Genomic DNA, 25,614 nt, shown 5'->3' with positions numbered 1-25,614 from the left:
CCGTCAGCGTGCCGTGCCGGGCCTGTGCGCGGCGCTCCGGTCGGCCGTCCGGTCGACCAGCCAGGCGGTCGCCGGCGTCACCACCAGCGCGGTGCACCAGCCGCCGAGGGCGTCGGTCGGGTAGTGGGCGCCCAGGCCGACCTCGGCCCAGCCCATGGTGGCGCCGGCGGCCAGCGCCGCGCCGAGCACGAGGGACAGGCCGGCCGTCCTGCCGAGGCCGAGCCGGCCGGCCGCGAGCAGCGCCGCCATCAGGGCGAGCGCGGTGAAGAAGGCCGTGTGGCCGCTCGGGTAGGACAGATTGCCCGGACCGTGGATGGTGCGCCCCACCACGTGCTTGAGCAGCGTGGTCGTCCCCACGGTCAGGCCGGACCCGACGGCGACGAGCACCGCCGCGCGGGGCCGCCGCAACAGCAGGCAGCCCGCCACCCCGGCCACGACCACCAGCACCGACCCCGCGGGTTCCCCCAGGAAGTCCAGGGCCAGGGCGACATGCCGCCACGGCCCCCGCACACTGTCCGCCGTCGGCGGGACGAGCCACCGGTCCACCCCGCCCGGCTCGCTGTGCCCGGCGTAACGGACCCCGAGGACGACGACCACCAGCGCGGCGAACGCCGCGACCGGGCCCAGCCACGCGCGCAGCGACCGGGGCAACAGCGCGCGCGACGCGGACCGGGCCGGACCGATCTCCGGGTCCGCGCCTGCCGGACGATGCACCGTGAGCCCCCCGTCATGTCCGAACGCCCCCTCAGCGACCATAGCCGCCCGGCGCCGAACCGGTGGCCGGACCGGGGGCACGGTTCGAGCCGGTCGGGTCCGAGGGCACGGCCGCCGGCGTCGGCCGTCCCGGTCACGGTGCCGCGGCTCCCGCCGGTCGCCAGGTTCGGCGCGCCGCCGAGGACCCGGTCGAGCGCCGCCGGCCGGGTCGGTCCGGCGCCGAGCAGCACCGGTGCGTCGCCGAACCTCAGCAGCCCGAGCGGCCCCGTGCCCCCACTCCCCGTGTGCGGCCTCGCGCCGGCACGTGCGGGTGTCCGGCCTTATGCCCAGCAGCCGTTGACCGTGGCTGCCAGGCCGTCGAGGGCGTCCTTGGTGGCGGCCGGATCGGCGGGGGAGTTGTTCTCGATGAAGGAGAAGATCTTCCAGCGTCCGTCCTTGGCCCTGGTCAGCCCGCTCAGTGCGATCGCACCGGTGAGCGTGCCCGTCTTCGCCCGGACCTTGCCGACGGCGCACTGCGAGTCCGCGGTGTCGAAGCGTCCCCATTCGGGCCCCAGGGTGGAGCCCGCCTCTCCGGCGACGGGGAGGCCCTCGACGATGGACGCGAGGGTCCCCGCGTTGCGGGCGTCGTCGGCGACGTCGAGGATGTCGGCGATGGTCCGTGCCGGGATACGGTTGGCGCGGGACAGACCGCTGCCGTCGTGGATCTCGTAGTTGTCCAGCGAGATGCCGTACCCGCGGAGCACCTCGCGTACGGCCGCCGTGCCGTCCTCGAAGGTCGGCTGTCGGCCGGCGCCGATCGCGGTCATCCGCAGCAGGGTCTCGGCGATATCGTTGTCACTCACCTTGAGCATGTGCTCCACGATGGCGGACAGGGGTCCGGACCGGTGCTGGGCTACCGGCACGTCGCCCGTGCCGGCCGAGCCGTGGGTGACGCCGCCCGTGACGGTGACGCCTTGCTGGGCGAGGAACCCGGCGAAGACCTGGCCCGCGTCCAGGGAGGTGTCCGTGACCTGGTGGCCGTCGACCACCAGAGCCCGTACCGGTGCCACGGAGTCCGGGTAGTAGCCGTCGTTCCAGCCGGTCGCGAGCGTCGGCTCGGGGAAGAGGCTGTCGTCGACCTGGACCTTGACCGAGGTGAGACCCGCGCTCCTGAGTCCCGCGACGGCGGTTGTCGCCATCGCCTCGAGGTCGGCGCCGGTCAGGGTGCGGTCGCCGCCGCCGACGAGGGTGAGCGTGCCGTTGCCGTAGACGGCTCTGGTGGTGAACCGGTGGTCGGGGCCGAGCACCGTCAACGCGGCGGTGGCGGTGCCGAGTTTGGTGTTGGACGCGGGCATCAGCGCGGTGCTCGCGTCGTGGCCCCAGACGGCTTTTTCGGACGTGGCGTCGATGACGACGCCGCTCAGCGTGGAGCCGAGACGGGTGTCCTTCACACGGGTGTCGAGATTGTCCGCGATCTTCTGTTCGGCGGGGTCGAGTGCCGTGGCCGTGGCAGGGGAGGCGGTCTCGTCGGCGGCGAAGGCGCTCGTGCCGAACAGGAGCGTCCCGGCGATGGGCGCGGTCACGGCGACGACCGCCGCCCGGCGGAGCGCGGCGTGGCGGGTTCCGGCCCTGCCGCGACGGTCGGCCGTACGGACGGAGGATGGGGGGTTGGACATGCGAACCTCGTCGAAGTGCTCGTGGAACAAGTGGAGTTGGCAGATGAATCCGGAGTTCTCAAGAGAGAAAGCTACAGCCGTGATCCGGTTCTTCCGCCGCAACACAAGGGCGCCCCGCCTCCTGGCGAGACGGGGCGCCTTTCGTCCTCCGGCTTGCACGGGCACCTGGCCGACGATCCCGGTCGGCCCTCAGGGACGGTCGTAGTCGGCCGTCAGGGACAGTCGTAGGAGAAGCGGGCGGCGGCCGCCCGGTGGCCGGGGGACAGGATGCGCAGTTCCGCCCGTGCCGCACGGTGGCCCGGTCCCTGGTAGGTCCATCGAAGGTGCAGGCGCGCGTGTCGCTCCCCCCGGACCATCACCTCGTGCAGGACGCCGGACGCGGTGCCGTCGCTTCGGACCCACCGGTAGGAGAGGGTGCCGGGACGGCCGTTGGTGGTGACCAGGCCGACGATGTCCGCGGTGCCGTCGCATCCCAGAACCGACGGCCTCGCCGTGACGGCAACCTGGGTGACCGCCACGGACTGCCCGAAGCGCTGCCAGGCCAGGAAGGCGAGGACGGCCACCACCAGCAGCGCCGGGAGGGCGTTCTTGCGCAGCCTCCGGCCGGAGGGGGCGGGAGCCGACGACGTGGCGGGACGTGTCTGGACGGTGCGGTGCGCGAGGGCGGCCGTCACACCGGGGCCGAAACGCAGCACGCTGCCCTCGACGCGGTCGGGACGGGCCGGGGAGGCGCTCGCCGGGACCGGTTCGACGAGGGTGTCGTCCGTTTCGGGGCGCTGGATCCAGTGGCTGGCCAGCACGGTGGCGCTGTACTCGCTGTCGGGGCCGGCGGGCGGGTCGGCGGGTGCGAGCGCCCGCGTGGGCTCCTCACCCGGCACCGCCGGCGTGGGCGTGTCGTCGCTCTGAGCGGTCATCCGATCTCACACTGCCTGGTCAGGATCTGCTGCGAGGCGCCGCCGGAAGCCGGCGCCGGAGTGGTGGTGGCCCGGACCGTCCAGTAGCAGCCGTCGTTCTGGAAGGTGTGGTCGACGGGGATCGTGTACTGGGTGGCTCCGCTGCGCTCGAAGGTCTGTGACGCACCGTCGGGGGAGCCGGCCCCTCCGCTCGCGTTGTCCGTGAACCACGAGACGGTGACGGAGATCGGCCCGCTGCCGTCGGTGGTGACGGTGATGGTCGCGGTGGAGGTCGTGGGGCCCGTCTGCCGGAAGGCCGATACCGCGACGTTCTTGACGGCGGGAGCGACAGGCGGGGAGGAGGCGGTCGTCGGTGTTGCCGGCGTGGACGTGGTCGCCCCGCTGGGCGTGGTCGCCTCGCTGGGGGTCGTCGACTGCGTGGGTGAGCCGGTGGCGGGGGCGGAGGGCCGACCGGTCGGGGTGGCCGACGGGTCCGAGGGGGAGACACCGGGTGTCGGCGACAGGTCGCCTGACGGGGTGGGCGCCGTGGGCGGGGCGGTGGACGGCGCCGCTTCGGTGCCGGCCCGGGCCGTGGTGGTGGCCAGGGCGTCGGCGGCCGGCTCGCCGGCACCTGCCGAAGCGTGATGCATTCCGTAGGTGAGCAGGAGGCCCAGGAGTAGGGCAACGCCCGAGACGAGCATGCCGGGTCGGCCAGGTCGCCATGACCGGGCCCAGTCAGGGCGTGGTGCCCGACTCAGGACGGTACGTGCGGTGTCCGTGGTGGACCGGGGGGAGCGGGCCGAGGGCAGCAGCAGCGCCAGAAGGGCCACCAGGGCGGCGAGCCGGGCGCGGCCGCGTTCCTCCCAGTCGGCCCCGTAGCCGGCGCCGGCGATCGCCTCCAGTTCCGTCACGAACGCCTCGGCCTGCGCCGGCCGCCGGCCCGGTTCCTTGGCCAGACCGCGACGGACGAGCTCGCGCACCGCCTCGGGGACCTCCTCCACGGGGACGGGGGCGTCGACGTGCCGCAGGGCCAGTTCGGCGATGTTGTCGCCCGAGTACGGCTTGTGCCCCGTCAGGCACTCGAAGAAGGTGGCCGTGGCCGCGTACACGTCCGCGGCGCAGGAGGCGGGGGCCCCGGTCCACTGCTCGGGGGCCATGTAGGACGGGGTCCCGGCCACACCCGCGCTGGTGCCGGCGTCCACCGCGATGCCGAAGTCGACGAGCTTGGACGATCCGTCCGTCCCGACCAGGACGTTCTCCGGCTTGTAGTCGCGGTGGACGACGCCGACGCGGTGTGCGTCGGCGAGCCCGAGCAGCGATCCCTTGAGAAGGACGAGCGCGGCCTCGGGACCGAGTGGCCCCTGACGGGTCAGCAGCGTCCGCAACGAGACACCGTCCACCAGTTCCATGACGATGGCGGCGCCCTGCGGGCTCTCCACGTACTCGTACAGGCCGGCCACGTACAGGCTCTGCAGTCCGCCGAGCAGGCGCGCCTCCGCCCGGAAGTCGTGCACGAAACCCGGCCGCGTGCGCAGGGACTCGCTGAGGTACTTCACCGCGACCCGTACGCCGGTGTCCGCGTGCACGGCCAGCACGACGCGGCCGCTCGCGCCCGAGCCGAGTTCGAGAGACTCGGTGTATCCGGGTACCACCCATGTGCTCACGTCATCCCCCCAGACGCCGTGCCGCCCCGCCCGACCGACTCCCGAGGCGGCTGGACCACGCGTTGAGAGACACTTTTTCGGCCATGGCGGTTGCGGAACAGGACAAAGCCGTTCCCCCGTCGTCGGCGTGAGCGGTCGGGCCTGCCGGTGGCGAGAACACAGTCAACCAAGGGCGATCGCCACTCGTCCCCATGGATGACCCGTACCGCTTCGCCGACCCTTGTCTGTCGCGCATCGCCTCGGCCAACCCCCCACCACCACGAAAGAGGCCTGCATGCTCCGCATCCACTTCACGCCGCTCGACTTACAGAGCATCCGTGTGGCCCGGCGTCCCGATCCGCTGTGGGAACTCGTCTGCGCCGCCTGCCGGCTGGTCACGAATCAGGGGCCGCTCGAGTTCGGGGCATGGCGCCGCAACGTCCTGGAGCGGACGGTACGGGACCTGGAGGCGCGCCGTGCACTGCGCCTGCTGGGTACGCTCGTCCCGCCCGTCGGCTACATCCCCGACTTCCTCACCCCGTCCGTCCCGGACGAGGGCCTGCCCGCCGCCCTCGTACAGGTACGCGCGACGCCCCGCCGCCGTCTGCAGCAGGAGCTGGGCATACTCGCCGGCGCCCGCCGTCTCCCGGCGTGGACGACGGCGCTCGGCAGGCCGGGAGACCGCGGTATGGCATCGCTGGTCAGGGCGTTGGAGGTCTCCTCCAAGGCTCTGCTCGAACCGCGGTGGGGCCAGGTTCGCAGGGCCGTGCAGGACGAGGTCGACCTGCGGGCCCGCACCCTCCTGGACGGCGGTGTCCGCGCTCTGCTGGAGAGTCTCCCGTTCGCCCGCTGGCATCCCCCCGTGCTGGAGGTGGACTACCCCGTCGACCGGGACCTGCGTCTGGAGGGCCGGGGCCTGCTGCTCCTGCCCTCCTACTTCTGCTGGCGCAGGCCCACCGCGCTCGCCGATCCCACCCTCGGGCCGGTCCTCGTCCATCCGGTCGCCGTACGGCCCTTGGAGACGGCGGCCCCCGAGGGTGGCGGTCTGGAGCGGCTGCTGGGCCGTACCCGGGCCACCGTGCTGGTGCAGGTGGCACGTGGCCGCACCCGCACCACGTCCGAGGTGGCCCAGGCCGTGGGCATCGCCCTTCCCAGCGCCAGCTACCAGCTCGCCGTCCTGCGGGACGGAGGACTGGTGGCGAGCCACCGGGAGGGCCAGTTCGTACGGCACTCGGTGACGTCCGTGGGTCACCGGCTGCTGGGCGCGGACACCGGACGACGGACTGAGACTGATCCGGCCTACGGTCCCTGAGTCCTGCCCGGTGCGCCGGGCCGCGGAGGCCGTCCGGCTCAGCAGTTGCGGATCGAGTACACCGGTGACCAGTTGACGGCGTAGACCGCGTTGTCGGCCGGGATGGTCTGCAGCAGACCGCCTCCGGAGCCGTAGAGACCGGCGACGGCACCTCCGGTCTGGCTGTTCTGGGCCTCGGCCCAGTCGATCCAGTTCGAGAGGGTGTAGCGGTTGCAGGAGTAGAAGAAGAAGATCTTGAACTTGCCGGCCGTCGGATCCCAGACCGAGGCGCAGAAGTAGCCGCTCTGGCAGTACACGCCCCCGCCGGAACCGGCGTAGGCCGTGCGGACGGCCGGAGAAGCGGAGGGGGCGACAGCCAGGAGCGGTGCAGGGCGGCCCGTCTTCGGCGCCGCGGACATGGTCATGGCGTGACCGTGGAAGGCGCCGTGCGAGGCCGGGGCGGCCTGCGCGGTTCCGGTGGCGAGGAGGGCCGCCCCCATCGCGAGGGCGGCGCACAGTCCGACAAGTGAGCGCTTGGTAGGCACGGTTCGGCGGTCTCCCGTCCGGGATGGCGATGTTGTGCGTGGCCGGACCACGGTGACGTCCGGTACGGGCGACGTCAACGCCGCCCACGGGCCGCACCGATGCCGTCCTGTGGGCCGATCACGCCTCAACGGGCCTGCGGCCTGCGGCAGTTGGCCGCCGGTGGGCATGATGCGGCGGTGTCCGGGGGCAGCGGCCTTTCGAGGACGTTCGAAAGGCTTCTGCCGGGCCCGCGCGATCGGCGATCGTCGGCGCCAGGGCACGTTCCGTGCCGCTGTCCCAGATGTCCCGCTGTCGTCCCGACGGAGGTCTCATCCATGCGCGCGAAGCGCTCGCTGCTCGGCATCATCGGCGTGCTGGCCTGCACGCTGACGGCCGTCTTCGCCACCGGTCCGGCACAGGCGGCACCCGCCTCCGGCCCTCGTACCAGTAACCACGCACAGGCCGCGGCCGCCGTGTCCCCGACGATCTCTCCGTCCACCACCGTCAGCTACCGCACGGACGACCAGACGTTCACCTGTGGACCGGGGAACCTCTGCCTCGAGGTGTGGGATCCGACCGTGTCCAAGTGGAAGATCTTCTACCTCTACAACTGCAACCGCTACTACCTGTCCAACTGGTACGGCAACGGCTACTACCTCAACAAGCAGACCGGGTCGGTCACTTCCTACCTCTACGACGCCAACGGGAACGTGCTGCGCGCCTTCTCCCCGCCGCAGGTGGGTGACCAGAACTGGGACCCCGTCTGGTCCGTCCGCAACTGCTGACACGCGTGTCACGGCCGGCCCCTTGCGACGGTGGCCGGCCCCGACGCGTTCCTCTTCGGCCCCGTCCGAACCAGGGAGTCGCTCATGCCACCCCGCACCTCGCACAGACCGCGAGGCGGATTCGCCCTCGTGGCGGCCTTGTCGGTCCTGATGGCCGCCCTGTTCGCCACGGCGGCACCCGCCCGCGCCCAGACCCCCTCACCCACCACCGCGCGCACGGCCTCGGTGAACGTACCGCCGGGCGTCACCGCCGGAATCGCCGTGTACGACCGCCGGACCGGGACGTTCACCGAGCAGTCCGACGTCCACACGCAGTTCCGTTCCGCGTCGGTGGTGAAGCTTCTGATCGCTCTGGACCATCTGTGGGACCGCGGCCCCGGCTACGGCCTGCCGTCGGACGACCGGGCCCGTCTCGACAGCATGCTGCGCTCCAGCGACGACTCCGCGGCGGACTTCTACTGGACCCAGGACGGTGGCTCGGCGATCATCGACCGGATGATCCCCCGCCTGGGGCTGACGGACACCGCCGGCCCGCCTGCGGACTACCCCGGCTACTGGGGCTACACCGCCCTGTCGGCGGCCGACACCGTGCGGATCTACCGCTGGATCCTGGACAGTGCACCCGCCGCCCTGCGGGACATCGTCATGGGCGACCTGCGCGCCTCCACCCGGTGCGGCGTCGACGGTTTCGACCAGCGGTTCGGCATCCCGGCATCGTTCCAGCAGCCGTGGGCGGTCAAGCAGGGCTGGTCCGGCTTCGGCGAGAGCAGCGACTGCGCCGACACGACCGCCTCGGCCGCCGGCCGCCGGGTCACGACCGCACCCGGCGCGGGGGTCGACCTCGCCCGGCCCGCACTGCACACCACGGGAACCGTGGGCGCGGGTGACCGTTCGATCGTCGCCGTCTTCACCCTGCACCCGCAGGGCACCTCGTTCGGCGCCGCGTACAGCGCCCTCGACACGCTGGTACGGTCCCTGAACGTCCCCGGCGCCGTCCCGCGCTCCGGTTCGTGGTACGGCACATGGGGCTCCCACGTCCAGGTGCGCGCCGACACGACCACCAGCTCACAGGCGCTCACCCGGCTGCCCGCCGGGGTCGACGCGCTGATCGGGTGCCAGAAGCAGGGCGAGGAGGTCACCGTCGGGCAGTACACGAACGACTGGTGGGCCTATCTCCCCCTGTACGGCGGCTACATCACCAACATCTACGTCAACTACCCGGACAACAGACTGCCCGACGTCCCCGTCTGCTGAGGTCCCGGCCGGCCGGGCACGTCGTAGGCGATTCAGCCGGAAACCGCCCACGACGGCCCGCGCCGGCCCGCGGACCCGCAGCCACCGACATCGTGGCGACAGGCCGAGGTGGTCACCTCGGCGCCACCGTCAGCACAGGGGCAGCGGGTCCGTCCCGCGGTAGCTGGACCTGTCCTTCATGGAGCCCCACTCGCCGTTGTCGGCCTCGGTGAACACCCAGCGGCTCGGGTGCGGTCCGCCGACGTAGCGGCAGTCGAACCGGCTGGGGACGGCGGTCGGTGCACCACCGGTGGGGCTGCACAGCCGTCACCGCTCACCTTCAGCAGTCGGGGAGCGGGTCCGTCTCGCTGGAGATCGCCGTGTCCTTCATGAAGCCGAGCTGGCCATTGTCCGCGACCGTCATCTCCCAGCGTGTGGAGTGCGGCCCGCCCACCCATGCCTGGTTGTCCTCCTTGCACCAGAACCAGCTCGGGTTGGAGTACATGTAGCCGACGACGGTGTTCGGGTCCGGGTAGATGTGGTTGTCCCCGACCGTGCCGTACACCCGCGCGCCGGAGACGTTGTTGCACCACCACTTGGTGGAGCCGTCGTTCCAGCACGGGCTGGCGGCAGCCGCGGAGGGCGCGGTCGCCACCGCGATCCCCACGGTGAGCGCCGTGGCCGCCAACAGAGCACCCAGCCTCCTGGCCCTGGTGCCCCTGCCGGGCCGAATTTCCTTGCGCATGTGCTCCCCCTCGGTTTCACGGGCTGAGTCCGTCCGTCCGAGTCTGGAGTGGTCGCCGCACTCCGGTCACACCTTTCGACCACGGTCGAAAGGCTCCGGCCTTCCGGGAGCAACGCGTCTGTTCGCCTGCCTTTCCGCGCCTCTGGAAAGGAGGGAACTCGGCCGCGCAGAACGGCGCCGGACTGGCATGCCACACCCCTTGCTGACCTCGCAGGTCTCGTACCGGTTGGACTGCTTGCCACGGGCCTGGACTGCGGCTCGGCTGTCCCGTGCCCGCACCACGAGGTCCGCCCCGGTGGCGGCCCGCCTCGCGCCCGTCGACCCACACCGTGGTGTCGTGGTCGACGGCCTGGAAGTGCAGCGGGATCCGCCGGCCGGTCCACTCGTGAGGGATCGGAAGCGTGCGGCGGTACCAGACGGCCTCCAGGAAGTCCCGGCAGCCGACGCCCGACAGAGGGCGCCTCGGGTGCGAAGGGAACCGTGACGGCGGAGCGAGTTCCCGGTGTGGCAGGCCGTGTTCCGGCCGGTGCGGGACCCGCGCTCCTCCCGGGGACCGGGACCGCGTCGCGCCAGGGGCCCGCTTCTTTGCATCGATGCAAATTCGCCGCAACCCCCGGGAGAGGGCCACGCGCATGGCGCCCAGGGCCAGCAGATCGCTGAAGCAGAACACCGCGTCCGGCGGTTCGGGACGGTCCAGGAGCCGCGCCATCGCCATGGCTCCGTACCGGCGTTCGTAGTGTGGGAGGGACACCATGAGCGACTCGTCCACGTGAGACCGGCCTGCGCGAACGCCTCCCGACCACCACGGGTGCGCAGGACGGCGGTGCCGCCCGTGGGGTCCTGGTGGACGGCGATGGCGGCGATGCGCCGACGCCCCAGGCCGATCAGAGCGCGTCGCTCGCCGCCTGGACCCGCACCTTGGTGGCATCGGTCACCCGGGCGTAGCCGTGACCACATGGGACACCATGCGGATCGAGACGCCGGCACGCTCGGCGACGTCTCGGCGCGTGGGGGCCGTCATGACGTGTTGACCTCGGTTCCGCGCGGTGCATACAGTCCAGGCGGTTTGCATCGATGCAAAAACCTGCTGCCGAGGCATTGCGAAGGGTCGGCGTGCGGCTCCATACTCCCCGACTGCGGGCATTTACATCGTTGCAAGCGATGTCCGTCGCACCTGCCGTCTCCGCACGGACGGGCCGCGTCCCCATCCGTCACCGCACAAGGAGCCGCCATGGCCACCTCGCCACCGCACGACCGTCGCAGACGTCGTGCGCGCCTCCTGCTCAGCCTGCTCGCCTCGGTCCTCCTCTGTCTGCTCGCCCTGCCGGCCAACGCCTTCGCCAACACCCCGGGCAACGTCCTGTACAGCCCCGCCTCCAGTACGGAGGGCATGGCCTACACCCGCATGATCCGCCTGCAGAACAGCGGATCGGCCAACGGAACACTGCTCGCGAGCTTCGAGCACTGGAGCACCGACGGCAGTTCCAGCTCGTATGTGATCCGCCGCAGCACCGACGACGGTGCCTCGTGGTCCACCCTGTCGACGACCGTCGGCGACACCTTCTCCTACCAGCCCTTCCTCTTCGAATATCCGCGGACCCTCGGGGCCTACCCGGCCGGAACCCTGCTGTTGGTGGGCGCCACACTGCCGGCCGACCGGTCCGGCGTGACGTTCCGCGAATGGCGCAGCACCGACCACGGCGCCACCTGGACCTACGTGGGGGCCCCGCAGACCTCGCACGGAGCGGACGGCAGCGGAATCTGGGAACCCTTCGTCGGCCTGGACTCCGCGGGCAAGATGCTCATGTACTTCTCCGACGAGCGCCAGAACACCACCTACAGTCAGTTCCTCGGGCACATCGTCTCCACCGACGGCGGCGACACCTGGAGCGCCAACCCCGACGGCAGCACCCGTGTGGCTCCCGGTGAGGTCAAGGACGTCGCCAGCACCGTACAGGCCGACCGGCCCGGCATGATCACCGTGGCCCGCATTCCGTCCACCGGGACCTACGTGGCGAGCTACGAGGTGTGCGGTCCGCAGAACTGCCTGGTGCACACGAAGACGTCCACCGACGGCGACACCTGGGGCAGCGGCCCCTCCGACCTGGGTACCGTCCCGAAGACCGACGACGGCAGAGAGCTTTTCAGCACCCCCGTCATCGCCTGGAGCCCGGCCGGCGGGCCCCAGGGCGAACTCATGCTCACCGGTCGCAGCGAGTCACGTGTGGCCGGCGGGGCTCCCGAGAACCAGCAGGTGGTCCTTCTCAACACCGCCGGCGGCAGCGGGTCCTGGTCCTGGATGCCCTCTCCCATCGCGGTGCCCACCAGTGGAGCACCGTCCAACTGCGGTACCAACTACAGTCCTGAGCTGCTGCCCTCGGCCGACGGCAGGAGCGTGCGCTACAGCGCGGCGGGCGTCGCCGGTCCGTACAACTGCCAGGAGCTCACCGGTTCGGGCAACGCCGGTGTCCTCCCCTACACCGCCGACTTCGTCTCCAGCGACGGCGGTTGGACGCAGTACGGCGGCACCTGGTCGGCTTCCGGCGGGACCTACTCCGAGTCCGCCGCGGGCACCGGCGGCAACAAGGCCGTCACCGGCTCCACCGGCTGGACCGACTACACCCTCCAGGGCGACGTCCGCCTCGGCGGCACGACCGGCAACGGCAACGCCGGCTTCCTGGTCCGCGCCACCGACCCGACCACCGGAGCGGACAACGTCGACGGCTACTACGTGGGCCTCACCGGCTCCAACCTCTTGATCGGGCGCGAGAACTACGGCTGGACCCAGTTGGGCAGCACGCCGATACCCGGCGGCCTGTCCGCCGGCTCCTGGTACCACCTGACCGTCCAGGTCTCCGGCTGCGTCATCTCCGTCCAGGGAGCGCCGTCCGGTTCCTGGAGCAACCCCGCCTACCTCAGCCTGAGCGACTGCGCCTTCTCCCACGGCTCCGTCGGGGTCCGCGACTACGCCACCACCGCGTCGTGGCGCAACGTCACCGTCCGCACGGCGGGCGCGGTCACGGGTCCGGGCACCACCGGCAAGTGCCTCGACGTCGACACCAACACCAACACCAACCAGAACGCGGCCCAGCTCTGGGACTGCAACCAGGCCACCGGACAGCAGTGGACAGCCGCCGCCGACGGCACCCTGCGCGCCTTCGGCAAGTGCCTCGACATCGACAAGAACGCGACCGCCGACTTCAGTAAGGTCCAGCTCTACGACTGCAACGGCGCGGGCGGCCAGCAGTGGGTCCCCCGGGCTGACGGCAGCCTGTACAACCCTCAGTCCGGACGTTGCCTGGACGACCCCCAGGGCAACACGGCGAACGGAACACAGCTGCAGATCTACGACTGCAACGGGCTGTCCACCCAGGTGTGGCACCTGCCCTGAGTCCACAGGCGCGGATGAGCGCAGGGGCGGGCCCTGCACCACGCCCGCCCTTGCGCATCACACGGCAGGAGGTGCCGCGCCGCAATGACCCGGGGACAGGGCTCCAGCGGTTCGAGCCCGGCATCCCGCATGATCAGCACCCGATCGCGTGGATCCATCCGCGGACGTCCCGTCGCAACCCGGCCTCCTCCTGAAGTGGCCGCTTCCGGGCAAGGGCGTTTTTCACAGGTGGAGGCCTTGTGGCACAGGCGCGTCGAGCCAATCCCCACAGACAGGTCCAGCTGTCGTTCCCCGGCCGAGCGGCGCGGCCACGCGAGGCCCGGGCAGCGTGCCTCGTGCTATTGTTGCGGTTTTGCAGCGTCGCTGTGTTGGTGCTCCGTTCGGTGTCTCTGGCCGGCGGCAATGTCCCTGCCGCGCCTTCCTCGGTACGGTCCCTTCGGAGGAAGGCTCTCTGTGAGCGAATCACCACGTGCCGATGCCCGGCAGCAGGACGATGTGTCCGAGGCGTCGGGCGCCACTTCGGCAGTGCCCACGGTGACGTCCTTCGCGCAGCTGGGGCTGCCGTCCGAGGTTCTGCGCGCGCTCGACGAGCACGGGGTGACTGTGCCCTTCCCTATCCAGGCGGCGGCGCTTCCGAGCGCGCTCGCGGGACGGGACGTCCTGGGCCGGGGCCGCACAGGATCCGGCAAGACGCTCGCCTTCGGCCTGGGGATGCTCGCCCGGACGGCCGGGAAGCGCGCGCAGCCGAAAGAGCCGCTGGCGCTCGTTCTGGTGCCCACCAGGGAGCTGGCGCAGCAGGTCGGTGAGGAGCTCACCCCGTACGCCGAGGCGCTGCGGCTGCGGCTCGCGACCGTGGTGGGTGGAGTGTCCATCGGACGGCAGGCCGCCGTGCTGCGGGATGGTGCCGAGATCGTCGTCGCCACACCCGGTCGGCTGCACGACCTCATCGAGCGCAGGGGCTGTCGCCTGGGACGGGTGCGTATCGCGGTCCTGGACGAGGCCGACCAGATGTGTGACATGGGGTTCCTGCCGCAGGTCACCGAGGTCCTGGACCAGGTGCGTCCCGGCGGGCAGCGGATGCTGTTCTCCGCCACCCTCGACCGCGATGTCGACCAGCTGGTGCAGCGCTACCTGCACGACCCCGCTGTCCACTCCGTGGACCCTTCGTCCAGCGCGGTCTCCGTGACCGAGCACCACGTCCTCGTCGTGCACGGCCCGGACCGGTACGCCGTGACCACGGAGATCGCCGCTCGGGACGGCCGCGTCCTGCTGTTCCTGGACACCAAGCACGGCGTCGACCAGCTCACGCGGCATCTGCGGGCCAGCGGCGTGGCCGCCGCGGCCCTGCACAGCGGGAAGTCCCAGCCGCAGCGCACCCGGACCCTGGCCCAGTTCAAGAACGGGCAGGTCACCGCGCTGGTAGCAACGAACGTCGCCGCACGCGGCCTGCACGTCGACGACCTCGACCTCGTGGTCAACGTCGACCCGGCCACCGACCCGAAGGACTATTTGCACCGCGCTGGCCGCACGGCCCGGGCCGGCCGCTCCGGCAGCGTCGTGACACTCGTCCTGTCGGGACAGCGTCGCGAGACGAGCCAGGTGATGGCGGACGCCGACGTCGCCCCCAAGGTCACCCATGTGCGGTCCGGCGAGGCGGAGCTGAGCCGGATCACTGGTGCCAGGGCCCCCTACGCAAAGCCTCTCGACGGCGAGCCGGCCGTACCGCGGCCCAAGAACCACAACGCCCCGTTCCGCGGTCTGGGCAGCGCCAAGGACGCGAAGGGCGGCTCCGGCGGCAGGGCGTCCCGCAAGAGCAGCGAGGCCCGCAAGCTCGCGGAGGCACGCAAGGCGGCCCGGGTGCGGCGCGGCGGCTGAGACCGGCTTCCCGGACAGCCGGGCGGTGACTTTGCCTACGCTGCTGGACGGGTACGTGGGACCGGAGACAGGCGCTCCAAGCCGTCCACGCCTGCGGGCTCCGGGATCTGAAACCGGGCAACATCGTCATGGCCGACGACGACCAACGCGCCCTCGATTTCGGCATCGCCCGGGCCGTGGGGCCCACCCGGCTGACCGCCACCGGGGTGGCCTTCGGTACTCCCCGACATCTTGCGCCCGAGCAGGCGCAGGGCGACGAAGTCGGTGCGGTGACGTGGCCGATCGGGGCCTGGGCGAGTGGAGGAGCCGGCCAACCGCGCCTTCGCCGAGCACCACGTTCCCGGGCGCGGTGCGGGGAACGCCTGCCCGAGGAGCCGACCCGCCGTAAGAAGGCACTCCCCGGTGCGAAATACTCTCCCGATGAGGTCACGCACTTCCCGGATCAGTCAGCCGATCACGATACGGAGGGCCGTTGCGCGGGATGCCAAACGGCTTACGCGGCTCGTGCGTGGCTCAGGCGCCTACGGGGGTAAGTACGCAGCCGCGGTCGCGGGCTACCGGGTCGGTCCTGATTACATCGAGACCCACCGCGCCTTTGTGGCCGTCGGCGCCGACGACCAGGGCGGCCGGGTCCTCGGGTTCTACTCGCTCGTCCTCGCGCCACCGGAGCTCGACCTGCTGTTCGTCGCCGACGAAGCGCAAGGACGGGGCATTGGACGTGCTCGTGGCGCACATGCAGTCCGAGGCCCGTGCCGCCGGGCTCGACCGTGTCAGGGTCGTGTCGCATATTCCCGCCGAGGGCTTCTACCACCGCGTTGGTGCGGTGCGGACCGGGACCGCGTTCGCGAACCCGCCCGTCGTGCCGTGGGACCGTCCCGAATTCGAGTTTCGCATTCCTTCGGAATGACGCGGTGTGCCCTTCGGCGGGGCACCGGCTTCGCCTGCACGGTGGCAGGCATGCAGGAGCCGCTGGACGCCGCGCGCTCCGTGTGCCGTCGCCTCTGCCCCGGCGGGGTCGGTCGCTTGCGCCAGCGGCCCGGGTGGCCAGGCCGCCAAACACTGCGCACCTACTCGAGGACGATCCGCTTCCCCACGGGCCTTGCCGCCGTCCCGCAGTGGCGAGCCGTCACCGACATCTACGGGCCCTGAGCCCTGGAGGCCGGCGCGATGCCGCGTGCACTCGGGCCGCGGCCGGAACCGGGACCGTGCTGCCGGGCTGTGTTTCAGGCGTCGATGATGACGGGGATGATGAGGGGCTTGCGGCGGTGGGTGCGGAACGCCCAGTTCGCCACGGCGCGGGCGAGGAGTTGTTCGAGTTGGCGCGCGTCCCCGACGCCTTCCTCGGCCGCGGTGGCCAGGGTCTTCTCGATGACGGGGATGACCGGCTCGAAGGTGGTGTCGTCGTGGACGAAGCCCCGGGCCAGGAAGTCGGGGGCCTCGGCGAGGGCGCCGGTGTCCGCGTCGACGATCGCCACCACCGTGACCACGCCTTCGGCGGCGAGGGTGAGGCGGTCCTTGAGGGACGCTTCGGTGGCGCCGCCGACTTCCATACCGTCCACGTAGACGTTGCCGGCGGGGACCTTGCCGGTGATGGACACGCGCCCGTCGACCAGGTCGACGACGACGCCGTCCTCGGCGATGACGACCCGGTCGGGGTCGACACCGGTGCGGATGGCGAGGTCGGCGTTGGCCCGCAGGTGGCGCCATTCGCCGTGCACGGGCATGACGTTGCGGGGCTTGACGATGTTGTAGCAGTAGACGAGTTCGCCGGCGCTGGCGTGCCCGGAGACGTGCACCTTGGCGTTGCCCTTGTGGACCACGTGGGCGCCCCACCGGGTGAGTCCGTTGATCACCCGGTAGATGGCGTTCTCGTTGCCGGGGATGAGGGAGCTGGCGAGCAGGACGGTGTCGTCCTTGCCGATGCGGATCATGTGGTCGCGGTTGGCCATCCGTGACAGCGCGGCCATGGGTTCGCCCTGGGAGCCGGTGCACACCAGAGTGATCTTGTGGTCCGGGAGCTTCTCCAGCTCCTTCGTGTTCACGACCAGACCGGAGGGGACCTTCAGATAGCCCAGGTCGCGGGCGATCCCCATGTTGCGGACCATCGACCGGCCGACGAAGGCGACCTTGCGGCCGTGCTGGTGGGCGGCGTCCAGGACCTGCTGGATGCGGTGCACGTGGCTGGCGAAGCTGGAGACGATGACCCGGCGCGGCGCGGTGCGCATCACCTGCTCGATCGCCGGGTTCAGCTCTCGCTCGGAGGTGGTGAAGCCGGGTACTTCGGCGTTGGTGGAGTCCGTGAGGAACAGGTCCACGCCCTCCTCGCCGAGGCGGGCGAAGGCGCGCAGATCGGTGATGCGGTCGTCGAGAGGGAACTGGTCCATCTTGAAGTCGCCGGTGTGCAGCACCATCCCGGCCCGGGTGCGGATGGCGACTGCAAGGCTGTCGGGGATGGAGTGGTTGACCGCCACGAACTCGCAGTCGAAGGGCCCGAAACCGCGCCGGTCGCCCTCCCGCACCCGCACCGTGCGCGGCCGGATGCCGTGCTCCTTGAGCTTGGCCTCCAGGAACGCCAGCGTCAGCTTGGAGCCGACGACGGGAATGTCGGACCGCTCGCGCAGCAGGTACGGCACGCCGCCGATGTGGTCCTCGTGGCCGTGGGTGAGGACCACGGCCACGATGTCGTCCAGCCGGTCCCGGATCGAGGTGAAGTCCGGCAGGATCACGTCCACGCCGGGCTGGGTCTCCTCGGGGAACAGCACACCGCAGTCGACGATGAGCAGCTTGCCCGCGTGCTCGAAGACGGTCATGTTGCGGCCGATCTCACCTAGGCCGCCCAGGGCGGTGACCCGCAGCCCTCCTTCGGGAAGGGGCGGTGCGGCTTTAAGCTCGGGGTGCGGATGACTCATACTTTGACGGTACCCGGAGAGCGGGGCGGAGTGATCCATTGCCTGCGCGATCTCCTAAAAGCGGTACCGTCTTCCGCGGCCGAACCGTTCGCCCGGTGCTGGAGAAGATCTCGTGCACCCTGTCGTGTTTTCCGGCGTTCGCCACCTCCCGGTGGGCCTCGGCGTTGGTCCACTACGCTCGGCGCCCCGGCCAGCCATGCCGGTACCCGATGTGATGCCCCATGAACTCGACGACGGGTCGCGCAGGTGCGGCTAAGGCTCCAGTTAGTGACGGAGTGTAGTCGCTCTTTCGGGTTGCCTGGAGTGGGACGACGCCTCCAGGCAACCGACTTCAAGCTCTGGAAGAACCCAAGCTCTAGAAGAACCCGAGCTTCCGCGGGCTGTAGGAAACCAGCAGGTTCTTCGTCTGCTGGTAGTGGTCCAGCATCATCTTGTGCGTCTCGCGGCCGATCCCCGACTGCTTGTAGCCGCCGAACGCCGCGTGTGCCGGGTAGGCGTGGTAGCAGTTGGTCCACACCCGGCCGGCCTGGATCGAACGGCCCGCGCGGTAGGCGGTGTTGATGTCGCGGGTCCAGACGCCCGCGCCGAGGCCGTACAGGGTGTCGTTGGCCATCTTGATCGCGTCGTCGAAGTCGTCGAAGGACGTCACCGAGACGACCGGGCCGAAGATCTCCTCCTGGAAGATCCGCATCCGGTTGTCGCCCTCGAAGATGGTGGGCTGGACGTAGTAGCCGCCCTTCAACTCGCCGTCGTGTTCGACGCGTTCGCCGCCGATCAGGATCTTCGCGCCCTCCTGCCGGCCGATGTCGAGGTAGGAGAGGATCTTCTCCAGCTGGTCGTTGGAGGCCTGGGCGCCGATCATCGTGTCGGTGTCCAGGGGGTGACCCGGCTTGATCTGCCGGGTGCGGGCGACCGCCGCCTCCATGAAGTCGGCGTAGTGGCCGCGCTGGACGAGGGCGCGGGACGGGCAGGTGCAGACCTCGCCCTGGTTGAGGGCGAACATGGTGAACCCTTCGAGGGCCTTGTCGCGGAAGTCGTCGTCGTGCGCCCAGACGTCGTCGAAGAAGATGTTCGGGGACTTGCCGCCCAGTTCGAGCGTGACCGGCTTGATGTTCTCCGAGGCGTACTGCATGATCAGGCGCCCCGTGGTGGTCTCGCCGGTGAAGGCGACCTTCGCCACCCGCGGGCTGGACGCGAGCGGCTTGCCCGCCTCCACGCCGAACCCGTTGACGATGTTCACCACGCCCGGCGGCAGCAGGTCCGCGATCAGGCTCATCCAGTAGTGGATGGAGGCCGGGGTCTGCTCGGCGGGCTTGATGACGACCGCGTTGCCCGCGGCGAGGGCCGGTGCGAGCTTCCAGGTGGCCATCAGGATCGGGAAGTTCCACGGGATGATCTGCGCGACGACCCCGAGCGGCTCGTGGAAGTGGTACGCCACCGTGTCGTCGTCGACCTCGCCCAGCGAACCCTCCTGCGCGCGGATCGCCCCCGCGAAATACCGGAAGTGGTCGATCGCCAGCGGGATGTCGGCGGCCAGCGTCTCGCGCACCGGCTTCCCGTTCTCCCAGCTCTCGGCGACCGCGAGCGGCTCGAGGTGGGCCTCCATCCGGTCGGCGATCTTCAGGAGGATGTCGGAACGCTCCGTCACCGACGTACGGCCCCAGCCCGGCGCCGCCGCGTGCGCCGCGTCCAGCGCCCGCTCCACGTCCTCGGCGGTGCCCCGCGCCACCTCGGTGAACGGCTGCCCGTTCACCGGCGACGGGTTCTCGAAGTACTGCCCCCGGGCCGGAGGCACGTACTCGCCGCCGATGAAGTGGTCGTAGCGCGCCTGGTAGGAGACGATCGCGCCTTCGGTGCCGGGCGCCGCGTAACGGGTCATGGTGGCCTGCCTCCTTGCAGATGCGCTGCCCGCCGTCGGGCAGCTCCCGGCGCGGAGGCTAGGTGAGCGGACGTTGCGAACACGTTGCGCCGCAGGCCGGCGTCAGCCGGCCGGTGCCGTCAGCTCCGCCTCCAGGGCCGCCAGCCGGGACCGTACGACCGCCGTCGGCCGCACCGCGGCCAGCGCCCGCCACACCTCGACGTCGTCCTCGCCCCACGGGGCGTGCGCCCACTCCGCCAGCAGGTCGGGGTCCTGACACCCGATCAGCGCGGCCCGCACCCCGTCCGCCAGCCGCTGCCTGAGCCGCACGACCGCGGGTGCCTGCGAGCCCGGCAGCAACGGGCCGGTGTACGCCCCGACGGCGGCCGTCACCGCGCCCGCCTCCAGCCGCCGCTCCACCACACCCGCGTCCGACTCCACCGGCGCGGCCAGCCGGTAGGGACGGGAGGCGAGCAGCCCCGGCCCCAGCAGCCGGCGCAGCCGGACCAGTTCCGCCCGCAGCGTCACCGGCGTCACCGACTCGTCCTCGTACAGCGCGCACAGCAGTTCGTCGCCGGTCAGCCCCTCCGGGCGGCGGGACAGCAGCACCAGCAGCTCGCTGTGCCGGCGGCCGAGCCGGATCCGCCGGCCGTCCAGGCGGAGCTCGGCCTCGTCCCGGCCGAGCGCCGTCAGCGCGGGCGCCTCGTCGGCCGGCGCCGGCGGATCGAGCAGCGCCAGCTGCGACTCGGCGGCCCGCGCCACAGCCTGGACGAAGCCCAGGCTGTGCGGATGCGCCAGCCGGTCGCCACCGGTGATGTCGACCGCGCCCAGCACCCGCCCGGTGCGCGGATCGTGCACCGGAGCCGCCGCGCACGTCCACGGCTGCACCCGGCGGATGAAGTGCTCCGCCGCGAACACCTGCACCGGCCGGTCCACGGCCACCGCCGTCCCCGGCGCGTTGGTGCCGACCGCGGTCTCCGACCAGCGCGCGCCCGGCACGAAGTTCATCCGGTCCGCCCGCCGCCGGGTCGCCGGATGCCCCTCGACCCACAGCAGTCTGCCGTCCGCGTCGCACACCGCCAGCAGATGCTCGCCGTCCGCCGCGAACGTGCCCATCAGCTCCCGGAACAGCGGCATCACCCGGGCCAGCGGATGCTGCGCCCGGTACGCCCCGAGGTCACCGTCCGTCAGTTCCACGTGCGCCGCGCCGTCCGGTCCCACCCCGGCCCGCGCGGAACGCCGCCACGACTCGGCGACCACGGACCGCACCGGGCGTGGCACGGTGCCGGCCGTGGTGAACGTCTCGTGTGCCCGGCGCAGCAACCGGGCACGCTCGGCAGGGTCGGCCCCCGGCTCCAGGGCCACCCAGGGATCGGTCAACTCGGCCTCCCGACGGCGATGCGGCTGGGAACATCGTCATGCGGGGGGTTCGTGCCGACAACCGTTTCGACCGGCCTCCCTCCGTCGACCGGCCCGCGGGCCTCACTCGGCCTGTCCCACCAGCCTCATGTAGCGGACCCAGTCCCAGTGCCTGCCCGGATCCGTGTGGTCGGTCCCCGGCACCTCGACGTGCCCGATGACGTGCTCCCGGTCCTTCGGGATGCCGTACCTCTCGCAGATCGACGCCGTCAGGCGCGCCGACTCCTGGTAAAGGGCGGTGGTGAAGTACTCCGGTTCGTCCACCCAGCCCTCGTGCTCGATGCCGATGCTCCGCGTGTTGTAGTCCCAGTTCCCCGCATGCCAGGCCACGTCCGTCTCCCGCACGCACTGCGCGACATGCCCGTCGGCCGAGCGGACCAGGTAGTGCGCGGACACCCGCTTCTTCGGGTTCCGGAAGATGGACAGCGTGCCGGCGTACGCCTGCTGTGTGACATGGATGATCACCCGGTCGATCGCGTACTCGTCGGGGCGCAGGGCCGGTGTCCGGTTCTCGCCGCTCGCCGCCTGCCACTCGGCCGCCGGATAGTCGACGACCCCGGTCTGCGCGCCCGCCCGGCCCGCGGGGAGCAGCGCGTACGGGACGGCGGCGAGGGCCGCGCCCTTCAGGAGCCGTCGCCTGCTGGGGAGCGGTCGTGCCCGGTCCATGGATGGGGTGCCTTTCGGAAGCGTGCTCGCGGCACGGGGGAGTCGAGGGCCGGTCAGCGGCGCAGGGCCGCCGCCGTCTCACGCAGTCGCGCATGCAGTCCGCGGTAAGTCTCGCGCGCGGGCAGCCACTCCTTGCGGAGCTTGGCCACACACGTGTAGTTGGTGTCGCACACGTTGGCCAACGGCGATTCCACCGTCTGGGTTGCGTACTGGTACGCGTCGAGTTCGCCGAACCCGTAGTCGCGCACCAGCCACTGCACCAGGTCGAGCTGCGATATCCGGAAGGCGTCCTCCAGCGGACGCGCCGACCCCGTCGAGACGATGTGGGTGTCCGACTCCAGCCGGGGCCACGGCGTCGCGATCCCCTTCAGCAGCTCCACGATCACGACCGTGTTCATCGCGCACTCCACGGCCACCCCGCAGGTCTCGCCCTCGCCCTGCCGGGCGTGGCCGTCGCCGAGGCTGAGCAGCGCGCCCTCGACGTTGACCCCCAGGTAACAGGTGACACCGGCCCGCATCTCGGGCGTGTCCATGTTGCCGCCGTGCGCGTCCGGCACCAGGGCCGAGCGCACCTCCAGGTTCGCGGGGGCCACCCCGACGGTGCCGTGCATCGGGTCCATCGGAAGTTCCAGCTCGATGCCGCCCTCGTGTGCCCGGAACAGGGCCGTGCGCCGGGTGCGGTCCAGCTGCCAGATCCAGACCGTCTCCGGCAGCGGCGGCTGGAGCGTGGCGGTGGTGTGTGTCGAGGTGAGCGCCCCGAACAGGGGGACCGTCGTGGACGCCGCCCAGTCCCGGGCCGGTTCGATCGACACGAAGTGCACGGCGACGGTGTCGCCCGGCTCCGCGCCCTCGACGTGGAAGGGGCCGGTCTGCGGGTTGAGGAACGGGAACTCGCAGACCTCGGACACCAGGTCCTTCTCCGACCGCACCCGGCCGGCGAAGCAGTCCTCCGTGTACAGGTCGAGAACCGTGCCGGGCGCGATCCGTGCCACCGGCGGCGCCCCGCCGAACGTCCATGCGTAGTCGTCCGGTCCGGGCCGGACGGTGAGGATGCGGGGGTCGCTCATCGCGGGGGTGCTCCGTTCTGTGCGGCGACGACGTCAGGGGCGTCGTCTTCGAGGTGGACCCGTGCGGTCTCGGCTATGCGCTCGGGGTGGCGCCGGACCAGCACCAGGAGGACGACCACTCCGGCCGCCATCCACACCCCGACCACCGGACCGGCGTACGACACCGGGGCGGTCAGCTTCGTCACGAAGTCGAAGACGGGCAGACCGGCCGCGGTGAGCAGGGCGGGGACGAAGGCCACGATGCCCAGCAGCGGGAGGAGCAGGTGCCGTACCGGCTTGAGCGACGGGCGGCCGCGGCGCAGGAAGTAGCCGGCACAGGCGAGGTTTACGACGATGTAGACGCCGATGACGACCGTGACGATCACCGTGGCCAGCAGCAGGAACGCGGTCACCGGGTCGTAGCCGAAGCCCAGCCCCAGCACCGCGCCGACCGCCACGGCGGTCTGGACCGCGATGCCGGCCACGGGGGAGCGGTAGCGCGGGTGGAGCGTGGCCAGGACACGCGGGAGGACCCGGATACGGGCCAGCGCGAAGGCCGTCCGCGTGGAGACGTTGGCGCAGGCGTTGGCGTTGGCGATCGTCGAGTTGACGACCGCGAGGAACACCAGCACCCAGAAGAGCCCGAAAGAGGCCCGGGCGACGCCCTGCCAGGACGCCTCGCCCGCCGCCCCGAAGGAGGCGAACCGGTCGGGGCCGAAGTACACGGTCATCGCGTAGGTCGTCACCACGTAGAACAGCCCGATCCCCAGTGCCGCGCCGAGCACCGCGCGGTGCATGGTGCGGCGCGGGTCGCGGGTCTCCTCCGCGAGCGGTGCGGCCGCCTCGAAGCCGGCGAACGCCAGCACGGTGTAGACGGAACCGGCGAAGACCCCGCTGACCCCTCCGTAGCCGTGCGCCGTGTGCGAAGTCCCGAACACGGAGAGGGTGTTGCGGTCGCCGGCCCGGATGATCAGCCAGCCGGCGAAGACGAGGAACACCGCGATCTCGAAGACCCCGAGTACGGTTCCGAAGCGGGCCGAGGCCTGTACGCCCAGATATCCGGCGACGGCGATGACGGCGGCGCCGGCCAGGGCCCACGGCCACCACAGGTCGGCCGGCCAGGAGGCCCACTCGTCGTGCAGGGTCCCCGCCGCGGTGAACCCGAGCTGGAGCAGCAGCAACGGCGGCACCAGCGCCTCCACGAACACGTAGCCCCAGCCGACCAGGAACCCCACGGCCGGATGCAGCCCCTGCGCCGCGTACGTGGCCACGGACCCGGCGGCCGGCAACTCGCGCGCCAGCTCGGCCACGCACGACGCGGTGAACAGACAGGCCACCAGAGCGATCAGCACGGCCAGCGGCAGGCTGCCGCCTGCGAACGCAGCCCCCGCCGGAATGGACGCGGCGACGGCGGCCGCGGGCGCCATGGCCGTGACGCTCTGGAACAGCACCTCCCGCAACCCCACCGCGTCCCGCCGCAGTCCCGCGGCCGCCTCTCCCGACATACGTCCCCCCCGACGTGCGTGTTCTCCTCGTTCCGGCGGATGCCTCGCGTGAATCACGGTACGGCGCTTGCGGGTTGGGCAGAAGAGCGCCCGGGTGATCCGTGGACGGAGCGGCGACTGTGGACAACCGCGCGACCCGGAGGGGTGAACGCGGTGCGTGCTTCCCCAGGCTCCGGCGAGAGCGACCCTCACACGGGCTCGGTCAGACCCCGCTCAGCCACGATCGCCGGATCGTCCAGGACGGCCCGGATCACCGAGTGGGCCGCGCCGAGGAGGGGGCCCTCGGAGCCCAGGCGGGAGACGGAGACCGGGCAGGCCGGGCCCGTGGTGCGGTCGGCCAGTTCGGCTTCCAGCGACGGCAGGAGCCAGGGAGCGAGACCGGCGAGGGCCCCGCCCAGGACCACGGACTCGGGATCGAGGAGGTTGACGGCGCCGGTGAGGGCGATGCCCAGGGCCGTACCGGCGTCCTCCAGGGCATGTCGGACGCCCTCGTGGTCCGCGCCCGCCTGCTGTGCGAGCAGTCCCACCGCGTCCTCGCGGGATTCGAGGCCGGCTGCGCGCAGCACCGCCTCCTCGCCGGCGTACTGCTCCAGGCACCCGCGCCCGCCGCAGGCGCACCGCGGCCCGTCGGGGTGGACCGGCACATGGCCGAGCTCGCCCGCGAAACCGCGTCTCCCGCGCAGCAGCTGTCCGTCCACCACGACGGCGGCGCCGATGCCGATCTCGGCCGACACGTGCAGGAAGTCCTGGGGCGTCGCGTCCCCGAGCCACAGCTCGGCCAGGGCGCCGAAGTTGGCCTCGTTGTCCACCGTCAGCGGGAGGCCGGCGGGCAGCAGCGCGGCGAGGTCGGTGCCGTGCCAGTCGAGGTTCGGGGCGTGGACGACCGTGTGCCCGTCGCGGGCCACGAGGCCGGGAACGGCGACCGCGAGACCGGTGGCCCACAGCCCGTGCTGTTCGGCGTCCGCCGCGACCCGCCGGACCAGGCCGGTCAGCTCCGCCAGCACCGGGCGCGGGTCCCGGCCCCGGTTCGCGCCGTGCCGCACGGCACGCGCGCGTACCTCGCCGCGCAGGTCCACCGCGCACACGGCGAGATGGTCGACCCCGACCTCCGCCCCGAGACCGGCCGGACCGTGCCCGCTCACCGCGAGCGCCGAGCCCGGCCGCCCGACGCGGTTGGGCCGCTCAGGTCCCAGTTCCTCCAGGAGCCCCCAGCGGATCAGCTCGTCGACGAGGGTCGACACGGCCGCTCTGGTGAGGCCGATGCGGGAGGCGACCGCGGCCCGCGACAGCGAGCCCTCCGCACTGACCGCGTGCATCACGCGAGCGAGGTTGCGCCGGCGCATGCCCTGCTGGGTGTCCGGCAGGGCACGGCCGGTCGCCGTCGGGCGGGCCTCGTGCAGCGGTGCGGTCATGCCTCCATCAATCCTCTGGGACCGTCTGGAATCCTCTCGGCAGTCCCCT

General features: G+C 71.7%; 18 protein-coding genes and 1 pseudogene. 6 read left to right on the top strand and 13 right to left on the bottom strand.

Annotated features, from left to right (window positions below):
- Positions 1-3: 3 nt before the first annotated feature.
- From ACZ63F_RS25595 to ACZ63F_RS25580, 4 genes are all read right to left on the bottom strand, one after another.
- On the bottom strand, positions 4-714 hold the full coding sequence (locus ACZ63F_RS25595; RefSeq protein WP_469713934.1) for a phosphatase PAP2 family protein: 711 nt from the start codon (positions 712-714) through the stop codon (positions 4-6).
- Positions 715-1,034: 320 nt separating this feature from the next.
- Entirely contained in the window at positions 1,035-2,369 is a 1,335-nt protein-coding gene (gene dacB / locus ACZ63F_RS25590; RefSeq protein ID WP_469713933.1) for a D-alanyl-D-alanine carboxypeptidase/D-alanyl-D-alanine endopeptidase, read from the bottom strand.
- Positions 2,370-2,581: 212 nt separating this feature from the next.
- A complete protein-coding gene (locus ACZ63F_RS25585) occupies positions 2,582-3,283 on the bottom strand; it encodes a hypothetical protein (protein ID WP_469713932.1) in 702 nt (233 codons plus the stop codon).
- A complete protein-coding gene (locus ACZ63F_RS25580) occupies positions 3,280-4,926 on the bottom strand; it encodes a serine/threonine-protein kinase (RefSeq protein ID WP_469713931.1) in 1,647 nt (548 codons plus the stop codon). The genes ACZ63F_RS25585 and ACZ63F_RS25580 overlap by 4 nt, the downstream gene beginning before the upstream one ends.
- 274 nt (positions 4,927-5,200) lie before the next feature.
- Here ACZ63F_RS25580 and ACZ63F_RS25575 point away from each other — a divergent pair, with 274 nt between their 5' ends.
- The gene (locus ACZ63F_RS25575; protein ID WP_469713930.1) at positions 5,201-6,217 is read left to right on the top strand and encodes an ArsR/SmtB family transcription factor; all 1,017 of its coding nucleotides are present in this window, start codon (positions 5,201-5,203) and stop codon (positions 6,215-6,217) included.
- 38 nt (positions 6,218-6,255) lie between these two features.
- Here ACZ63F_RS25575 and ACZ63F_RS25570 read toward each other — a convergent pair whose 3' ends face one another.
- Positions 6,256-6,741, bottom strand: coding sequence for a hypothetical protein (locus ACZ63F_RS25570; RefSeq protein ID WP_469713929.1), 486 nt, complete (start codon positions 6,739-6,741; stop codon positions 6,256-6,258).
- 315 nt (positions 6,742-7,056) lie between these two features.
- Here ACZ63F_RS25570 and ACZ63F_RS25565 point away from each other — a divergent pair, with 315 nt between their 5' ends.
- Positions 7,057-7,506, top strand: coding sequence for a hypothetical protein (locus ACZ63F_RS25565; RefSeq protein WP_469713928.1), 450 nt, complete (start codon positions 7,057-7,059; stop codon positions 7,504-7,506).
- 84 nt (positions 7,507-7,590) lie between these two features.
- Positions 7,591-8,760, top strand: coding sequence for a hypothetical protein (locus tag ACZ63F_RS25560; protein WP_469713927.1), 1,170 nt, complete (start codon positions 7,591-7,593; stop codon positions 8,758-8,760).
- A 319-nt stretch (positions 8,761-9,079) separates the two neighbouring features.
- On the opposite strand, the gene ACZ63F_RS25555 is transcribed toward ACZ63F_RS25560, so the two are convergent.
- Positions 9,080-9,484, bottom strand: a complete 405-nt coding sequence (locus ACZ63F_RS25555) for a hypothetical protein (RefSeq protein WP_469713926.1) — start codon at positions 9,482-9,484, stop codon at positions 9,080-9,082.
- 1,231 nt (positions 9,485-10,715) lie between these two features.
- On the opposite strand from ACZ63F_RS25555, the gene ACZ63F_RS25550 reads away from it, so the two are divergent.
- The 3 genes and pseudogenes from ACZ63F_RS25550 (at position 10,716) to ACZ63F_RS25540 (ending at position 15,657) form a co-directional block, all read left to right on the top strand.
- Positions 10,716-12,875 (top strand): ricin-type beta-trefoil lectin domain protein, encoded by a 2,160-nt coding sequence (locus ACZ63F_RS25550; protein WP_469713925.1) that lies wholly within the window; start codon positions 10,716-10,718, stop codon positions 12,873-12,875.
- Between the two features lie 453 nt (positions 12,876-13,328).
- On the top strand, positions 13,329-14,750 hold the full coding sequence (locus ACZ63F_RS25545; RefSeq protein ID WP_469713924.1) for a DEAD/DEAH box helicase: 1,422 nt from the start codon (positions 13,329-13,331) through the stop codon (positions 14,748-14,750).
- Positions 14,751-15,170: 420 nt separating this feature from the next.
- A pseudogene (locus ACZ63F_RS25540) lies at positions 15,171-15,657 on the top strand (GNAT family N-acetyltransferase).
- A gap of 316 nt (positions 15,658-15,973) precedes the next feature.
- On the opposite strand, the gene ACZ63F_RS25535 reads toward ACZ63F_RS25540, so the two are convergent.
- From ACZ63F_RS25535 to ACZ63F_RS25505, 7 genes are all read right to left on the bottom strand, one after another.
- On the bottom strand, positions 15,974-17,659 hold the full coding sequence (locus ACZ63F_RS25535) for a ribonuclease J (protein WP_469713923.1): 1,686 nt from the start codon (positions 17,657-17,659) through the stop codon (positions 15,974-15,976).
- A 355-nt stretch (positions 17,660-18,014) separates the two neighbouring features.
- Positions 18,015-19,538 carry an acetaldehyde dehydrogenase ExaC gene (gene exaC, locus ACZ63F_RS25530; RefSeq protein WP_469713922.1) on the bottom strand — a complete coding sequence of 508 codons (1,524 nt, stop codon included), beginning with the start codon at positions 19,536-19,538 and terminating at the stop codon, positions 18,015-18,017.
- Positions 19,539-19,640: 102 nt separating this feature from the next.
- Complete coding sequence (locus ACZ63F_RS25525; protein WP_469713921.1) at positions 19,641-20,897, bottom strand: GAF domain-containing protein; 1,257 nt, start codon at positions 20,895-20,897, stop codon at positions 19,641-19,643.
- Positions 20,898-20,999: 102 nt separating this feature from the next.
- Complete coding sequence (locus ACZ63F_RS25520; protein WP_469713920.1) at positions 21,000-21,602, bottom strand: N-acetylmuramoyl-L-alanine amidase; 603 nt, start codon at positions 21,600-21,602, stop codon at positions 21,000-21,002.
- Between the two features lie 53 nt (positions 21,603-21,655).
- Positions 21,656-22,669 (bottom strand): acetamidase/formamidase family protein, encoded by a 1,014-nt coding sequence (locus ACZ63F_RS25515; RefSeq protein WP_457739079.1) that lies wholly within the window; start codon positions 22,667-22,669, stop codon positions 21,656-21,658.
- Entirely contained in the window at positions 22,666-24,153 is a 1,488-nt protein-coding gene (locus ACZ63F_RS25510; RefSeq protein WP_469713919.1) for an APC family permease, read from the bottom strand. The genes ACZ63F_RS25515 and ACZ63F_RS25510 overlap by 4 nt, the downstream gene beginning before the upstream one ends.
- A gap of 188 nt (positions 24,154-24,341) precedes the next feature.
- Positions 24,342-25,565: an ROK family protein gene (locus ACZ63F_RS25505; RefSeq protein WP_469713918.1), complete on the bottom strand. Its 1,224-nt coding sequence runs from the start codon at positions 25,563-25,565 to the stop codon at positions 24,342-24,344.
- Positions 25,566-25,614: the final 49 nt, after the last annotated feature.

The sequence above is a fragment of the Streptomyces sp. NPDC104761 genome (assembly GCF_055583445.1).
Note: the sequence above shows the minus strand (reverse complement) of the source record. Positions and strands in the feature narration are given on the sequence as shown.

What these genes read in the sequence shown, in the direction of transcription:
- dacB (WP_469713933.1), bottom strand. Translation starts at nt 2,369, where the DNA reads ATGTCCAACCCCCCATCCTCCGTCCGTACGGCCGACCGTCGCGGCAGG.
- ACZ63F_RS25585 (WP_469713932.1), bottom strand. Translation starts at nt 3,283, where the DNA reads ATGACCGCTCAGAGCGACGACACGCCCACGCCGGCGGTGCCGGGTGAG.
- ACZ63F_RS25575 (WP_469713930.1), top strand. Translation starts at nt 5,201, where the DNA reads ATGCTCCGCATCCACTTCACGCCGCTCGACTTACAGAGCATCCGTGTG.
- ACZ63F_RS25565 (WP_469713928.1), top strand. Translation starts at nt 7,057, where the DNA reads ATGCGCGCGAAGCGCTCGCTGCTCGGCATCATCGGCGTGCTGGCCTGC.
- ACZ63F_RS25560 (WP_469713927.1), top strand. Translation starts at nt 7,591, where the DNA reads ATGCCACCCCGCACCTCGCACAGACCGCGAGGCGGATTCGCCCTCGTG.
- ACZ63F_RS25555 (WP_469713926.1), bottom strand. Translation starts at nt 9,484, where the DNA reads ATGCGCAAGGAAATTCGGCCCGGCAGGGGCACCAGGGCCAGGAGGCTG.
- ACZ63F_RS25550 (WP_469713925.1), top strand. Translation starts at nt 10,716, where the DNA reads ATGGCCACCTCGCCACCGCACGACCGTCGCAGACGTCGTGCGCGCCTC.
- ACZ63F_RS25535 (WP_469713923.1), bottom strand. Translation starts at nt 17,659, where the DNA reads ATGAGTCATCCGCACCCCGAGCTTAAAGCCGCACCGCCCCTTCCCGAA.
- exaC (WP_469713922.1), bottom strand. Translation starts at nt 19,538, where the DNA reads ATGACCCGTTACGCGGCGCCCGGCACCGAAGGCGCGATCGTCTCCTAC.
- ACZ63F_RS25520 (WP_469713920.1), bottom strand. Translation starts at nt 21,602, where the DNA reads ATGGACCGGGCACGACCGCTCCCCAGCAGGCGACGGCTCCTGAAGGGC.
- ACZ63F_RS25515 (WP_457739079.1), bottom strand. Translation starts at nt 22,669, where the DNA reads ATGAGCGACCCCCGCATCCTCACCGTCCGGCCCGGACCGGACGACTAC.
- ACZ63F_RS25510 (WP_469713919.1), bottom strand. Translation starts at nt 24,153, where the DNA reads ATGTCGGGAGAGGCGGCCGCGGGACTGCGGCGGGACGCGGTGGGGTTG.
- ACZ63F_RS25505 (WP_469713918.1), bottom strand. Translation starts at nt 25,565, where the DNA reads ATGACCGCACCGCTGCACGAGGCCCGCCCGACGGCGACCGGCCGTGCC.